This window comes from Rhodobacter capsulatus (assembly GCF_005144475.1).
GTDB lineage: Bacteria > Pseudomonadota > Alphaproteobacteria > Rhodobacterales > Rhodobacteraceae > Rhodobacter > Rhodobacter capsulatus_C.
On record NZ_SWJZ01000022.1, the window covers coordinates 65,891 to 81,156 of the forward strand.

13 protein-coding genes are annotated in these 15,266 nt (G+C 70.0%); 9 read left to right on the forward strand and 4 right to left on the reverse strand.

Annotated features, from left to right (window positions below):
• Window positions 1-185 precede the first annotated feature (185 nt).
• The 4 genes from FBT96_RS07410 (at window position 186) to FBT96_RS21430 (ending at window position 7,328) form a co-directional block, all read left to right on the forward strand.
• Window positions 186-3,275 carry a M10 family metallopeptidase gene (locus FBT96_RS07410; RefSeq protein WP_136905668.1) on the forward strand — a complete coding sequence of 1,030 codons (3,090 nt, stop codon included), beginning with the start codon at window positions 186-188 and terminating at the stop codon, window positions 3,273-3,275.
• Between the two features lie 75 nt (window positions 3,276-3,350).
• Window positions 3,351-4,589 carry an Hsp70 family protein gene (locus FBT96_RS07415; protein ID WP_136905669.1) on the forward strand — a complete coding sequence of 413 codons (1,239 nt, stop codon included), beginning with the start codon at window positions 3,351-3,353 and terminating at the stop codon, window positions 4,587-4,589.
• Between the two features lie 154 nt (window positions 4,590-4,743).
• Window positions 4,744-5,205 (forward strand): arsenic resistance N-acetyltransferase ArsN2, encoded by a 462-nt coding sequence (gene arsN2 / locus FBT96_RS07420; RefSeq protein ID WP_136905670.1) that lies wholly within the window; start codon window positions 4,744-4,746, stop codon window positions 5,203-5,205.
• Window positions 5,206-5,396: 191 nt separating this feature from the next.
• On the forward strand, window positions 5,397-7,328 hold the full coding sequence (locus tag FBT96_RS21430; RefSeq protein ID WP_136905671.1) for a Hint domain-containing protein: 1,932 nt from the start codon (window positions 5,397-5,399) through the stop codon (window positions 7,326-7,328).
• Between the two features lie 3 nt (window positions 7,329-7,331).
• Here FBT96_RS21430 and cobS read toward each other — a convergent pair whose 3' ends face one another.
• From cobS to cobU, 3 genes are read right to left on the reverse strand one after another with little or no spacing between them, the layout of a single operon-like run.
• Entirely contained in the window at window positions 7,332-8,099 is a 768-nt protein-coding gene (gene cobS / locus FBT96_RS07430) for an adenosylcobinamide-GDP ribazoletransferase (RefSeq protein WP_136905672.1), read from the reverse strand.
• Window positions 8,099-9,103, reverse strand: a complete 1,005-nt coding sequence (gene cobT, locus FBT96_RS07435) for a nicotinate-nucleotide--dimethylbenzimidazole phosphoribosyltransferase (RefSeq protein ID WP_136905673.1) — start codon at window positions 9,101-9,103, stop codon at window positions 8,099-8,101. Before cobT ends, cobS begins: the two co-directional genes overlap by 1 nt.
• A gap of 2 nt (window positions 9,104-9,105) precedes the next feature.
• On the reverse strand, window positions 9,106-9,609 hold the full coding sequence (cobU, locus tag FBT96_RS07440; RefSeq protein ID WP_136905674.1) for a bifunctional adenosylcobinamide kinase/adenosylcobinamide-phosphate guanylyltransferase: 504 nt from the start codon (window positions 9,607-9,609) through the stop codon (window positions 9,106-9,108).
• A gap of 72 nt (window positions 9,610-9,681) precedes the next feature.
• On the opposite strand from cobU, the gene FBT96_RS07445 reads away from it, so the two are divergent.
• From FBT96_RS07445 to bluB, 5 genes are read left to right on the forward strand one after another with little or no spacing between them, the layout of a single operon-like run.
• On the forward strand, window positions 9,682-10,269 hold the full coding sequence (locus FBT96_RS07445; RefSeq protein WP_136905675.1) for a histidine phosphatase family protein: 588 nt from the start codon (window positions 9,682-9,684) through the stop codon (window positions 10,267-10,269).
• Window positions 10,266-11,063: a propanediol utilization protein gene (locus FBT96_RS07450; protein ID WP_136905676.1), complete on the forward strand. Its 798-nt coding sequence runs from the start codon at window positions 10,266-10,268 to the stop codon at window positions 11,061-11,063. The genes FBT96_RS07445 and FBT96_RS07450 overlap by 4 nt, the downstream gene beginning before the upstream one ends.
• Window positions 11,060-12,004, forward strand: a complete 945-nt coding sequence (gene cbiB, locus FBT96_RS07455; RefSeq protein ID WP_136905677.1) for an adenosylcobinamide-phosphate synthase CbiB — start codon at window positions 11,060-11,062, stop codon at window positions 12,002-12,004. Before FBT96_RS07450 ends, cbiB begins: the two co-directional genes overlap by 4 nt.
• Window positions 12,004-12,966, forward strand: coding sequence for a threonine-phosphate decarboxylase CobD (gene cobD / locus FBT96_RS07460; RefSeq protein ID WP_136905678.1), 963 nt, complete (start codon window positions 12,004-12,006; stop codon window positions 12,964-12,966). The genes cbiB and cobD overlap by 1 nt, the downstream gene beginning before the upstream one ends.
• Complete coding sequence (bluB, locus tag FBT96_RS07465; protein ID WP_136905679.1) at window positions 12,956-13,579, forward strand: 5,6-dimethylbenzimidazole synthase; 624 nt, start codon at window positions 12,956-12,958, stop codon at window positions 13,577-13,579. The genes cobD and bluB overlap by 11 nt, the downstream gene beginning before the upstream one ends.
• Here the strand turns inward: bluB and FBT96_RS07470 are convergent.
• Window positions 13,576-15,021, reverse strand: a complete 1,446-nt coding sequence (locus FBT96_RS07470) for a cobyric acid synthase (RefSeq protein ID WP_136905680.1) — start codon at window positions 15,019-15,021, stop codon at window positions 13,576-13,578. The two genes, bluB and FBT96_RS07470, sit on opposite strands and share 4 nt — an antisense overlap.
• Window positions 15,022-15,266: the final 245 nt, after the last annotated feature.

Below are 15,266 nucleotides of genomic sequence, written 5' to 3' on the forward strand. Positions count from 1 at the left end.
GGGTTGTCGCATCGCCCCGCGACCGGGTAGGTTCGGGTTTGGGAAGCGGATCCTCCGGCGGCCATGAAGGCCCTTTCTTCCCCCGTGCGCCGAAGGCGTTTGCCCCTTTCCCGTCGTCGTTTCGCCGACCGCTCCGCCGGTCCGGCTGTGCCGCGTGCCGCACGCGCCCGATCAGGAGTGCCCGGATGCCCCTACCGATCTTCACCGAGGACCAGGCGGTCCAGCAGCTCATCCGCGGCTATTTCGGCGGCTACACCTATGGCTGGGCGCTTGATGCGTCCCGCACGCTGACCTATTCCTTCACCGCCTCGGTCAGCACCGCCGAGCGCGCGCTGATCGAGACCGCGCTGGACAGCTGGTCCTCGGCGGCGGGGATCACCTTTGTCCGGGTTGCCAGCGGCGGCCAGATCGGCTTTCAGAACAGCGCCGCCGGCGCCTATTGCTCGATGAGCGGCACCGGCACCAACATGGTCTCGGCGACGGTCAATGTGGCGTCATCCTGGTTCAGCACTTACGGCGGCACGCTGGGCAGCTACAGCTATCAGACCTATGTCCACGAGATCGGCCACGCGCTCGGGCTGGGCCATACCGGCAATTACAACGGCTCCGCCCGCTTCGCCAGCGATGCGCTTTATGCCAATGACAGCTGGCAGACCTCGGTGATGTCCTATTTCGCCCAGACCGAGAACCCGAACACCGGCGCAAGCCACGCCTATCTGCTGACCCCGATGGCCTTTGACATCGCGGCGATGCGGGCGCTTTACGGCACCGCCGCCGCGGTGCATGGCGGCAACACCACCTATGGCAGCGGCTCGACCGCGGGCGACGGGCTGGATTATCTGGGCACGACCAACCACCGCGCCGATGTCGCCTTCACCCTGATCGACAGCGACGGCATCGACACGCTTGATTTTTCCGCCCGAGCCGAGGCGGCGCGGATCGATCTGACGCCCGGGGCGATCTCGGATCTGTTCGGGCAGCGCGGCAACATGGTGATCTATTCCGGCACGGTGATCGAACATGTCCGCAGCGGCGCCGGGGCGGACCGGATCACCGGCAACACCGCCGCCAACCGGCTTGCCGCGGGGGCGGGCAATGACACGGTGGCGGGCGGGCTGGGCGATGACACGCTGGCGGGCGAGGCGGGCGACGACCGGCTTTCGGGCGAGGGCGGCAACGATCTGCTGACCGGCGGTGCGGGGGCGGACATCTTCGCCTTCGGCACCGGCTTTGGCACCGATACGATCGGCGATCTGGTCGCCAGCATCGATTACGTCGATCTGACCGCCATCGCCGCGATCGCCGACTGGAGCGCGCTTCTGGCGCTGATGACCGACACCGCGGCGGGCGTGCGGATCGCCACCGCCGAGGGCACGATCCTGCTTTCGGGGCTCGTGATCTCGATGCTTGATCCGACGCATTTCCTGTTTGCGGGCGGCAGCGGCTCGGGTGGCGGCGGTGGCGGTGGTGGCGGCGGCGGGCTGGTGCTTCTGGGCACGACCGGCCGCGACACGCTGGCGGGCGGGCAGGGCGCCGACACGATCGACGGCGGCGCGAACAATGACAGCCTCACCGGCGGGGCAGGCAACGACAGCATCACCGGCGGCGCGGGCAATGACACGATCCTGATGCAGGACGGCGACGATGTTTTCGTCGATGGAGCCGATGGCGGCTCCGATCTGGTCTGGGGCGGCGCGGGCGCGGATGTGCTGACCAGCCAGGGCGGCGGCGACTCGCTTTACGGCGAGGCGGGTGACGACTTTCTGCAGGCGGGGCCCGCGGCCTGCCTGCTTTCGGGCGGGCTTGGCGATGACACGCTGCAAGGCGGGATCGGCGCCGACCGGGTCAGCGACAGCGGCGGCGCCGATGTCGTGACGCTGGGCGCGGGCAACGACAGCTACATCGGCATCGACGACAGCGCGACCGGGGGCGACAGCGTCTCGGGCGGGGACGGCAACGACCGGATCGAGACCGGCGCGGGCGCCGACACGATCCTGGGCGGGGCCGGGCGGGACACGATCACCGCGGGGGCGGGCAATGACAACGTGACCGGCGGGGCGGATGCAGACCGCATCGATCTGGGGGCGGGCGACGATCTTTTCACCGACACCACCGACGCGGGGGCCGACACGGTTCTGGGCGGGTTTGGCAACGAGGTGCTGACCAGCCTGGGCGGGCGCGACAGTCTGGACGGCGGCGCGGGCAACGACAGCCTGACCGCCTCGGCGGCGGGCAGCGCGCTGCAGGGCGGACTGGGCGATGACACGCTCTCGGGGGGCGCGGGGGCCGACAGCACCGCCGACAGCGGCGGCGATGATCTGGTCAATCTTGGCGCGGGCAATGACAGCTACACCGCCAGCGGCGACGGCGCCGGCAATGCCGATACCGTGCAGGGCGGCGAGGGCAATGACATGATCGACGCCGGGGCGGGCAATGACAGTCTGGACGGCGGCGCGGGCAACGACCGGCTGGCGGGCAATGGTGGCGCGGACACGATCCTTGGCGGCGCCGGGATGGACACGATCACGGCGGGCGACGGCAATGACAACGTGACCGGCGGCGCCGATTCCGACCGCATCGATCTGGGCGCGGGCGACGACATCTTCACCGACACGGCCGATGCGGGGGCAGATGCGGTCATCGGCGGGCTGGGCAACGAGGTGCTGACCAGTCTTGGCGGCCTTGACACGCTGGACGGCGGCGCGGGCAACGACAGGCTGACCGCCTCGGATGCGGGATCGCGTCTGGCGGGCGGGCTTGGCAATGACACGCTGCAGGGCGGCGCCGGGATCGACGCCGTGACCGACACCGGCGGCAATGATCTGGTCAACCTTGGCGCGGGCGACGACAGCTTCACCGGCAGCGGCGACAGCAGCACGAATGCCGACACGATCTCGGCCGGGGCGGGCAATGACCGGATCACCGCCGGGGCCGGGAACGACCTGCTGCTGGGGGAGGCGGGCAATGACAGCCTGAGCGCGGGCACCGGCAACGACCGGCTGACGGCGGGAGCGGGCAACGACCTGCTGACCGGGGGGCTGGGCAACGATGTCTTCATCTTCGCGACCGGTGATGGCGCCGACCGGATCACCGATTTCCGCATCGGCGCCGACGACATCGACCTGCGCGGGGTGGCGGGGCTCGACAGTTTCGCCGATCTTGCGGGGCACATGACGCAATCGGGCCGCGCCGTGGTGATCCAGATCGACGGGCTTGTCATCACCCTCGACAATGTCACGCTGGGCGCGCTGTCGGCGGGGGATTTCCTGATCTGATCCGGGCCGCGCGCGCCCCCTTGCCAGAGCCGCCGAAACCCTGTAGCGGGCCTCTCTTTGCTTGAGGGGCCCGCGATGACCGACCTTGCGCTTGCGATCGACTTCGGCACGTCGAATTCCGCCGCCGCCCTTGTGCTGGACGGCCGGGTGCGCCGCCTGACGCTCGATGGCACCGCCGACACCCTGCCCACCGCGGTCTTCTTCCCGGCCGAGCCGGGACCGATGCGGATCGGCGCTGCCGCCGTCTCGGCGCTGGTCGCGGGCGAGGAGGGGCGGTTCATGCGGGCGCTCAAAAGCGTTCTGGGCACGCCGCTGTTTCATGAACCCCGCCCGATCGGCGGGCGCCGCCGCACCCTGGCCGAGGTCGTCACCGCCTTCCTTGCGGAAACGAAGACCCGGGCCGAGGCGCAGACCGGCCTGCGCTTTTCCCGCGTCCTGTCCGGCCGTCCGGTGCATTTCCACGCCGATCCCGGCCGCGATGCCCGGGCGCTGGCCGATCTGACCGGCTGCCTCTCGGCGGCGGGCTTTGCCGAGATCGGCTTTTGCCCCGAGCCCGAGGCCGCCGCCCGCGCCTCGGCCGATCTGACCGGCACGACATTGGGTCTGATCGTCGATATCGGCGGCGGCACCTCGGATTTCTCGCTGTTTCGGGTCAGCGGGGCCCGGGTCGAGATCATCGCCAGCCATGGCATCCGGCTGGGCGGCACCGATTTCGACCGCGCCATCGCGCTGGATCACGTCATGCCGCTGCTGGGGCAGGGCGGGCAGCTGAAGCGCGAATTCGGCCCCGGTCTGCTGCCGATGCCGAACGAGATCTTCGTCGATCTGGCGACCTGGGCGAAGATCCCCTTCCTTTACACGCAAGACACCCGCAAATCCGTGGCGCATCTGGCGAAATTCGCCGTCGCGCCGCAGCCGATCGCGCGTCTGGCACGGGTGATCGAGGACGAGCTCGGCCATGATCTCGCCTTTGCGGTCGAGCGCGGCAAGATCGAGGCGAATGCGGGCAAGCCCGGTGCGATGATCCGTCTGGGCAAGATCGAGCGCGGCCTTTACGCCGAGATCGACGCCGTCTCGATGGCGGCCGCGCTTTCGCGGGCGCGCACCGAGCTGGAGGCCGCGCTGAGCGAGACCTGCCGTCTGGCGGGCATCGCCCCCGCGGCGGTCGAAACCGCGATCCTTGTCGGCGGCTCCAGCCTGATGGGGCTGGTCGGGCAGGCCGTCGCCGCGATCTGTCCGCAGGCCCGACAGGCGCAGGGCGACGCCTTTACCGCGGTCGTCGACGGTCTTGCATTGACGGCAACCGAGGGTTGATATTTTGCCCGCTTGACCCTTTCGCGCCGCGGTCGCACAATCGTCATACTCTGCCCGGTGTCTTGCCGGACCGCGACCGCGTGATGCCTGTGATCGCCCGCCGTCGCGACCTGCGCAGGATGTCTTTCCGTTCCCTTGCCACAGGAGCCGCCCGATGCCCGAGGTCATGGTCCTGCCCGAACTGACTGCCACACCGATTGCCGGGTCCGATCCGGGCTTGGCCGAGGCGCTGGCCGCAGCCCATCTTCCGACCGAAGATCTGGCCGACCCCGGTCGAGAGTTCTTTGTCTTTTCAGATGCTTCCGGGGCGATCTGCGGCTTTGGCGGCTATGAGCTGCCGGGCGGTCAGGCGCTGATCCGCTCGATGGTCGTGCCCGAGACGGCGCGCGGGCGCGGCATCGGCTCGGCGATTCTGGCGGCGCTGCTCGACAAGGTCACGGCCGCCGGCGCGCGCGAGGCCTGGCTGTTCACCAAACATGCCGCGCCGTTCTTTTCGCATCGCGGCTTCCGCGCCCGCGCCCGCTACGAGGTGCCGCCGCCGGTTCTGGCGACGAAACAGGCCAGTTCGGTCTGCCCGATCACCGCCGTCGTGATGAGCCGTCCGCTGCCGCTCTGATCCCGCCTGGCCAGGGCTTGTGCGAATTTTCCCGCCTGTCTAAGGCGTTGTCCGCCTTTGCCCCACTTTCGCCATATTTCTTGCGTTCCTGTTAACCTCAAAGACGCGCGGCCTGCGGGCCGTGGGCGGCAGCGAGGGGGAGAAGCCCCGCAACAGGCAAGGCAGGCGCAGACCTGCACACGGGCAGAGCAATGGCGACTTACACGATCAGCGGCTACAGCGCCGCCTCCATCACCACGAGCGGCACCAGTTCCTTCTCGCTGGATCCCGGCTACGAATCGGCGACGCAGGCGGTGACGATCACCGTCACCGACAATGACAGCTCTTTCAGCGGATCGGCGACGGCGCAGCTTGACGCGAACCAGACGGCGGTGGTGACGACGGCCAGCGGCGCGGTGCTGGCCTCGGGCGCAGTGCGGCTGGGCACCGCCACCAGCTTCACCACCACCGCGGGCACGACGGCGCGGATCTACGATGTCTATGTCGGCAACACGCTGGTCGGCTATGTCTCGACTTCGGCGCTGACGCCGGGCGTGGTGATGACCGTCACCGGCACCGCCTCGGCCACTGCGACGGGGCAAAGCTACAGCGGCCTGGCCGGCACGGGCTATGCCTCCTCGGCGGCCTCCTCTCTGGTGGGGGGGGCGGGCAACGACTCGATCCGCGCCGGGGCGGGCAATGACACGGTCAGCGCCAATGCGGGCAACGACACGATCGATGGCGGCGCGGGCAATGACGTGCTGTCGGGCAATGACGGCAACGACCTGATCCTGGGCGGCACCGGCAATGACACGCTGGACGGCGGCGCGGGCAACGACACTTTGGCGGGCGGCGCCGGGGCGGACAGTCTGAACGGCGGCAGCGGCATGGATTATGCCGATTATTCCGCCAGTTCCGGCGCGGTGACGATCGATCTGTCGCGCTGGACGACGGCGGGCGGCGATGCGGCGGGCGACAGTCTGACCGGCGTCGACGGGCTGATCGGCTCGGCCTATGGCGACAGTCTGGTCGGCTTTGACGACGCCATCTACAGCGGTTCCGATGTTTACACGAACATCTTTTACGGTGGCGGCGGCAACGACACGCTCGACGGGCGCGGCGGCAACGACATCCTTTACGGCGGCGACGACAACGATTCCGTGCTGGGCGGCAGCGGCGACGACACGCTTTTCGGCGATGCGGGCAACGATACGCTGCTGGGCGGGCTCGGGGCGGACACGCTGTCCGGCGGCGCGGGCGCCGACACGTTCGTGCTGGACGGGCAAAGCGGCGCCGACACCATCACCGATTTCGACTTCACGATGGTGGGCGACAAGACCCGCGACCAGATCGACGTCTCGGGGCTGATCGACGATCAGGGCAACCCGGTGAACTGGGACGATGCGGTGATCGGCACCGATGCCAATGGCAATGCGGTGATCACCTTTCCGACGGTGACCGGCGGGCCGACGATCACCCTTGTCGGAACCCTGTTCAACCAGATCAGCCGGCCGATGCTGCATGCGATGGGGGTGCCCTGTTTCACCGCCGGAACCCTGATCGAGACGCCGCGCGGAGCGGTTCCGGTCGAGACGCTGCGCCCGGGCGATCTGGTGCTCAGCCGCGATCACGGCGCGGTGCCGGTGCTCTGGTCCGGGGGGCGGTCGCTGACGGCGGCCGATCTGCGGGCCGAGCCGCGGTTGCTGCCGGTGCTGATCCGCGAAAACGCGCTTGGGCGGCACGGGGCGCTGCTGGTGTCGCCGCAACATGCGGTGCTGGCGCTGACCGATCAGGGCGAGCGTCTGGTGCGGGCGCGGCATCTGGCCGAGCTGAACGACCCGCGCTTTCGCATCGCGCGCGGCAAGCGCCGCGTCAGCTATCACCACATCCTGCTGCAGCGTCACGGCATCGTCACCGCGAACGGGCTGCCCTGCGAGACGCTTTATCCCGGGCCGATGGCGCTGGCGGCGCTGGGGCCTGCGGCGCGGCTGTCGATCGCGCAGGCGCTGCCCTGGCTGGCCGGGGTGGTTCTGGGGGTGGCCGATCCGCTGACGGTCTATGGCCCGACGGCGCGGCCGCTGGCGCTGCGGCGGGGCCTGCATCTGCTCGACCCGGCGGCGCTGTCCGGACGGCGCGTCGCCTGAGCCTCAGGCGAAGGCCGCCGCCAGCACCAGCCAGCCGCCGATCTCGGCCAGTTGCTGCGCCGTGCCCAGAACATCGCCGGTCTGCCCGCCGATCTTGGCCCGCGCCACCTGCGCCAGACCCAGCACCAGCGCGCCCTGCACGATCAGCAGCGGCACGACGGGCAGGCCAAGCCCGAAGGCGGCACCCATCGCCACCGCCCCGCCCGCGATCACCCGTTTCCATGCCGCGCCCGAGGCATAGCGGCCCATGCCATCGGGCCGGGCCGCGGGCAGCGCCGCCATCAGCACCCCGCAAGCCGCCCGCGACAGGATCGCCAGCCCGATCAGCCCCGCCATCGCCAGCGCGGGCGAAGCGGCGGCCAGCGCCGCCACCCCCTGCCAGCGCAGGCCCAGCGACAGCACCAGCGCCGCGACGCCATAGGACCCGATGCGGCTGTCGCGCATGATCTCCAGCCGCCGCGTCACCTCGCGCCCGCCCCAGAACCCGTCGGCGACATCGGCAAGCCCGTCTTCATGCAAGGCGCCGGTGATCACCACCTGCAGCGTCACCGCCAGCCCCGCCGCCAAGACGGGCGGCAGGCCAAGCGCCAGCGTGCCGGCCAGGGCAAGGGCGGAGATCGCCCCTACCACCAGCCCGGCCAAGGGATAGGCCCAGACCGATTGCGCCAGCGTCGGCACCGGATCGGCCAGACGCGGCATCGGCAGGCGGGTGAGCAACAGCACCGCCAGATGCGCCTCGGAAAGCCGCGCCCTGAACCAGCCCCGCTCCATCAGGCGCTGATGCCCGCTTCGGCATAGGTCACCATGCCGTTGTGGCATTCGAGCGCCGCGCGCACGACACCCAGCGCCAGCGCCGCGCCGGTGCCTTCGCCCAGCCGCATCTCCATCTGCAAAAGCGCGCGCTTGCCCATCGTGGTCAGCACCTTCTGATGCCCGGGCTCGGCCGAGGTATGGCCGACGACGCAGTGATCCAGAAGCCGCGGATCGACCTTGAACAGCGTCGAGACCGCAGCGGTCGAGATGAACCCATCCAGGATCACCGGGATCCGCGCCGCCCGCGCGCCCAGAACCGCGCCGCACATCGCGGCGATCTCGCGCCCGCCAAGGGCCGCCAGCGTCTCCATGCCGCCAAGGCCGCCATGCAGCGCCAGACCCTTGTCGATCGCGGCGATCTTGCGCGCGATCCCGGCCGCATCGGACCCGGTGCCCGGGCCAACGAAATCCTTGGCCGTGCCGCCGTAAATCGCCGCCGCCAGCGCCGCCGCGATGGTCGAATTGCCGATCCCCATCTCGCCGATGATCAGCGCATCGGCCGTCGGGTCCACCGCGCCCGCGCCCACATTCAGCGCCGCCACCGTCTCCGCCTCGGTCATCGCCGGGCCTTGCGTGAAGTCCTGCGTCGGCCGGTCGAGATCGAGCGAGATCACCTGCAGATCCGCCCCCGCCGCGCGGCACAGCTGGTTGATCGCCGCCCCGCCCATCTCGAAATTCTTCACCATCAGATGCGTGACTTCCTGCGGGAAGACGTTCACGCCCTGCGCGCAGACGCCATGGTTGCCCGCAAAGCAAAGCGCCTGTGCCTTGGCGATCGTGGGCCGCGCCGTCGCCCGCCAGGCCGCCCAATGCAGCGCCAGCTCCTCCAGACGGCCAAGCGAGCCCACCGGCTTCGTCAGGCTGTTCTGCCGCTCAAGCGCCGCGGCGCGGGCGGCTTCGTCCGCCATGGGCAGCCGGTCGGCCAGGGTGGAAATCTCGGCAAAGGAGTGGAGCTGCAGCATACCTATTTCACCTTCATTGGCAGGCCCGCGACGGTGAAGACGACTTCGTCCGCCGCCGCAGCGACCCATTGGTTGAGATGGCCCGCATTGTCGCGGAACGCACGGGCGAGACGGTTGTCGGGCACGATGCCCAGACCCACCTCGTTGGTGACAAAGACGACGGGTGCCGTCAGTTCGGGCAGAACCGCAAGAAGCCGCTTTGCCGCAGCCTCCCAGTCATGCTCGCCCAGCATCAGGTTGGTCAGCCACAGCGTCAGGCAATCGACCAGCCGCGGCGCATCGTCGGTTTCCCGCAGCGCCGTCACAAGATCGAGAGGTTCCGCCCGCGTCACCCATTCCGGGCCGCGCCGCGCCCGATGCGCCGCGATCCGTTCGGCCATTTCGTCATCCCAGATTTCCGAGGTGGCGATGTAATGCGCGGGCTGGCCCAGCGCGAGGGTGCGGGTCTCGGCATAGGTGCTTTTGCCCGAACGGGCGCCGCCGGTGACGAGAAGGGTGAAAGCCATGCCGCGTTGCCTCTTGTTCCTTGCGGCGGAAAAAAGCAGAAACGGCGGCGGACCGAAAGGAGAAATGCAAGGATGCAGGCAACTGGGCAGGCGGATGTCACGACCGAGCTTTGGCTGATCCGCCATGCGCCCGCGCGCCACGAAGGGCGGCTGGCGGGGCGGCGCGATGTGCCTTGCGATCTGCCGGACGAGGCGGCGCTTGCGGCGCTCCGGGCGGCGGTGGGGATGGCGAGCGTCGTTTGCTCGCCCGCGGCGCGGTGTCAGCAGACGGCGGCGGCGCTTTGGCCCGGGGTCGAGCCGCGGCTGGATCCGCGGCTCTGGGAGCAGGATTTCGGCGCCTGGGAAAACCGCCCCTTCGCAGAGCTTCCCGACATCGGGCTGATGCCTTTGGCCGAGGTGGCCACGCATCGCCCGCCCGGCGGCGAGAGTTACGCCGAGCAATGCGCCCGCGTCGCGCCGGTGCTGCGCGAGCTGGCGGGGCAGGGCGGGCGGATCGCCGTCGTCGCCCATGCGGGGGTCGTGCGGGCGGCGCTGTCGCTGGCGCTGGGATCGGTCCCTGCGGGGCTGGCCTTTCAGGTGGCGCCGCTGTCGGTGACGCGGCTCGTTGCGGTGCCGGGCGGGCTTTGGTCGATCGCGGGCGTGAACCGGGTCTTCGGATGAGAGCCGCCCTGCACATTCCCGGCCATTTCGGCGAGTGGTTGCAGGGGCGGCTGGGCGCCGATGGCCCGGTGGTTCTGGTGACCTTGCCCGCGCCCGCGCTTGGGCTGGATCTGTGCTACCGGCCCGGCCCGGGGCTGTCGCTGCGGGGCGCGGGGCTGACGCCTGCGCGGGCGCGGCGGTTTCTGGACCTGCTCGGGCTGTCCCTGCGCGGGCGGATCGTGCTGCGCCCGGTGGTGGCGCCGGGGCTTGGCACCGGGGTCTCCACCGCCTCGCTGGTGGCGCTGGCGCGGCTGGCCGGGTGGAACGGTGCGCCCGAGATCCTGGCGCGGGCCTGTGTGGCGGCCGAGGGGGCCTCCGATCCGCTGATGTTTGCCGCGCCCGAACGGATGCTCTGGGCCTCGCGGCAGGGGCGGGCGCTTGCGGCGCTGCCCGCCCTGCCGCGCCATGAGATTCTGGGCGGTTTCAGCGGCGATCCCGCCCGGACCGAGGCCACGGACAGCGCCTTTCCCGATGTCACCGACCTTGTGGCGCGCTGGCGGGGGGCGGCGACGCTGGCCGATTTTGCCGCAATCGCCACCGAAAGCGCCGCCCGCTGCAGCGCGCTGCGCGGCCCGTTTGAGGAGACTGCGCCGCAGCTTGCGGCGGATCTGGGCGCGCTTGGCTGGCTGCGGGCGCATACCGGGGCGGCGCGCGGGCTGATCTTTGCGCCCGGCACGGTGCCCGCGGGGGCAGGGGCGGCTTTGCGCGCGGCGGGCTGGCGCGGTTTGGTGCGGATCAGGGGGGGCGGGCGATGAATTTTGCCGCGATGATGGCGGTGGCGATTGCCATCGATCTGGCGCTTGGCTGGCCGGATTGGCTTTACAGGCGCATCGGCCATCCGGTGACCTGGATCGGCGCGCTGATTGCGCGGCTGGAAAAGGGCTGGAATTTCAAGGGCCGGTTGCGCCGTCTGCGCGGCGTTCTGGTCGCTTTGGCGGTGATCGGCACCACGGTGGTCATCGCACTGGCGGTCCAGCTTTGGCTGCCTTCGGGCTGGCCGGGGGTGCTGATCGGCGGCGTGCTGGCCTGGCCCTTCGTGGCGCTTCGCTCGATGCATGATCACGTCGCGGCGGTGGCGAAACCGCTGCTTGCGGGCGATCTGCCCGGCGCGCGGCAGGCCGTGTCGATGATCGTCGGGCGCGATCCGAGCCAGCTTGATCAACCGGGCGTCGCCCGTGCCGCGCTTGAAAGCCTGGCCGAGAACAGCTCGGACGGCATCGTCGCGCCCCTGTTCTGGGGCTGCGTCGCGGGCCTGCCCGGGATTGCCGGCTACAAGGCGATCAACACGCTCGATTCGATGATCGGCCACCGCACGGAACGCTATGAGGAATTCGGCTGGGCCTCGGCGCGCATCGATGATCTGGTGAACCTGATCCCGGCGCGGCTGACGGGGCTCTTCTTCGGGCTCGCCTCCTCCTGCCGGGGCCGGGCGCTGGCGGTGATGGCGCGCGATGCCCGGTCGCACCGCTCGCCCAATGCGGGCTGGCCCGAAGCGGCCATGGCGGGCGCGCTGAACATCCGCTTGTCCGGGCCGCGCATCTATGCCGACCGGGTGGCGAGGGAACCGTGGCTGAACGGCACCGCCCCCGATCCGCGGCCCGAAGACCTGGCCCGCGGGCTTGCGCTTTACCGCCGCGCGATGGCAGGGATGACGCTGGTCATCGGCCTTGGGGCCGTTTTGTGGAGTGTCTCGTGATGCGCGATCATGGTGGAAACAGCGACGCGGCCAAGGCGCAATATGGCGGCGAGGACTGGATCGATCTGTCCACCGGCATCAACCGCCAGCCCTGGCCCGTGCCCGATCTGCCCGCGCAGGTCTGGACCGATCTGCCGACCGCCACGGCCAAGGCCGCGCTGCTTGCGGCGGCGGCGGCGGCTTTCGGCACCCCGGCGCCCGGGGTGGCGCTGGCCGGGGCGCAGCAGGCGATCCAGCTCATTCCGCGGCTTTGGGCGCCGGGCCGGGCGCGGGTGCTGGGCCCGACCTACAACGAACATGCGGCGGCGCTTCTGGCGGCAGGCTGGCAGGTCGAGGAAGTGTCCACGCTGGGCGGGCTGGCGGGCGCCGATCTGGCGGTGGTGGTGAACCCGAACAACCCCGATGGTCAGCGCCATCCGGCGGCGGCGCTGCGCGCGCTCTCGCTGCAGGTCGGGCGGCTTGTGGTGGATGAAAGCTTCGCCGATGCCTCGCCCGAGGCCTCGGTCACCGCCAAGGCCAGCCGCCGCATGCTGGTGCTGCGCTCGTTTGGCAAGTTCTACGGGCTGGCCGGGCTGCGGCTGGGCTTCGTCTTCGCCGATGCGGCGACGGTGGCGGCGCTGTCCGAGATGGCGGGGCCCTGGCCGGTCTCGGGTCCGGCGCTGGAGATCGGCCGCCGCGCGCTTCTCGACCGGAACTGGGCGATGGCGACGGCGCTGCGGCTGGGGGCGGAAACGATGCGGCTGGATGCGCTGGCGGCGCGGCGGGGCTGGAACCTTGTGGGCGGCACGGCGCTGTTTCGCACCTATGCCACGCCCGACGCGGCTGCGGCGCAAGACCACCTTGCCCGCGCCCGGATCTGGAGCCGTGTGTTCCCCTATGCGCCGCAGTGGCTGCGCCTGGGCCTGCCGGGCGGCGAGATCGAATGGACCCGACTGGAAAAGGCACTGACGGATGAACTTTGAGCAACCCCACCGCGACGCGCTGACCGAGGTTTTGCGCTGGCGCCGCGACGTGCGTCACTTCCGCCCCGACCCGATCGACGAGACGGTGATCGCGCGGCTGCGCGCGGTGATGGACATGGCGCCCTCGGTTGGCAATGCGCGGCCCTGGCGGGTGATCCGGGTCGACAGCCCGGCGCTGCGGGCCGAGGTGCTGGCGAATTTCAACGCCGCGCGCGATGCCGCGGGGCAGGGCTATGATGGCGAACAGGCCGAGGCCTATGCGAAGCTGAAACTGCAAGGCATCGATCAGGCGCCGTTGCAGCTCGCTGTCTTCACCCATCGCGATCCGGCCGCGGGGCATGGGCTTGGCCGCGCCTCGATGCCGGTGACGCTGCAGCAATCGACGGCGATGGCGATCCATACGCTGTGGCTGGCGGCGCGGGCGGAAAACCTGGGGCTGGGAATGGTTTCGGTGCTCGATCCGAAAGCGGTCGAACGGCTTCTGGACGCGCCACCCGACTGGGACTTCGTCGCCTGGCTGTGCATCGGCACGCCCGAATTCACCGATGACACGCCGCTTCTGCACCGCGCCGGCTGGCAGGAAAACCTGCCGACCGAATGGGAACTGCGCTAACGCGCGAGCCGCAAAAGCCCGGTCACGTCGAGATGCGCCTCGACGTGATCGGCGAGCGTCTCAAGCGTCGCCTCGACGCCGCCCGCATGGCTTCGCCCCGAGGCCTGAACGCCAAGGCCCTGCAGAAATGCCGCGCGGAAATCATCGGCGCCGAAAAGCCCGTGCAGATAGCTGCCGGTGACCCGGCCCGAAGCCGAGATCGCCCCCTCGGGCTGGCCGTCGATCAGCGCAAAGGGCCGGGCGCGATCGGGCCCATCGGTGCGGCCGATGTGGATTTCATAGCCCTCGACCGCCAGCCCGGTCCCCGCATGGGTGGCCCGGGTCCGGGTCAGCCGCTTGTCGGGGGTCATCACGGTCGCGACGTCCAGCAGCCCAAGCCCGGGGGTGGTGCCCGCGGGCCCCTCGATCCCCTCGGGATCGGCCACGGTCCGGCCCAGCATCTGATAGCCGCCGCAGATGCCCAGCACATGGCCGCCGCGCCGGACATGGGCCATCAGGTCGATGTCCCAGCCCTGATCGCGCAGGAAGGCCAGATCGCCGCGGGTGGATTTCGAGCCGGGCAGGATCACCAGCCGCGCCTCGGCCGGGATCGGCTGGCCGGGCTGCACCATCACCATCCGCACCCCGGGCTCGGCCGCAAGCGGATCGAGATCGTCGAAATTCGCGATGCGCGAGAGGGTCAGACAGGCAATGACCGTTCCCGAAGTCGCAGGACCCGAGGCGATGTCGAGCGCATCTTCGGCGGGCAGCCTGTGGGCCAGGGGAAACCACGGCAGCGTGCCGAAGCCGCGCCAGCCGGTGCGGGCCTCGATCAGCCGGTAGCCGTCGTCGAAAAGCGTGACATCGCCGCGGAACTTGTTGATCAGAAAACCGGAAATCATTTCGGCATCGGCGGGGTCCAAAACCGCCTGGGTGCCGACGATCTGCGCGATGACGCCGCCGCGGTCGATGTCGCCCACCAGCACCACCGGCACATCGGCGGCGCGCGCAAAGCCCATGTTGGCAATGTCGCCCGCGCGCAGATTGACCTCGGCCGGGCTGCCCGCGCCTTCGACGATCACCAGATCATGCGCGGCTTTCAGGCGCCGGAAGCTTTCCAGAACCGCGCCCATCAGCTGCGGCTTCAGCGCCGCGTAATCGCGCGCCCGGGTGGTGGTGAGCCGACGCCCCTGCACCACGACCTGCGCGCCCACGTCGCTTTCGGGCTTCAAAAGGATCGGGTTCATGTCGGTCACCGGATCCAGCCCGCAAGCCAGCGCCTGCAGCGCCTGCGCCCGGCCGATCTCGCCGCCATCCGCGGTGACGGCGGCATTGTTCGACATGTTCTGCGGCTTGAACGGCGCCACAGACAGCCCCCGCCGCCGCGCCGCCCGGCACAGCCCGGCGACCAGCATCGACTTGCCGACATTCGAGCCCGCGCCCTGGATCATCAACGCTGTCATGATGCCCTCCCGGCGCGCGGGCTGAAACTGCGGGAGCCTCCGGCGGGGATATTTATCGGCAAGATAAATGCCAGATCAGAAGTGCAGGGGCGCCGCGCCTTGGGCCGTTTGCACGGGGAAGACGCGGCGCTTTTACCTTGCACGGTCATCGGGATCCCTCCCTGTACCGTGAGACAAGTCTGCCAGAACATGGTTAGCAATTCCTTAACGTCCTGCCTTTATCTTGCCACAAATATCCCGGGGGT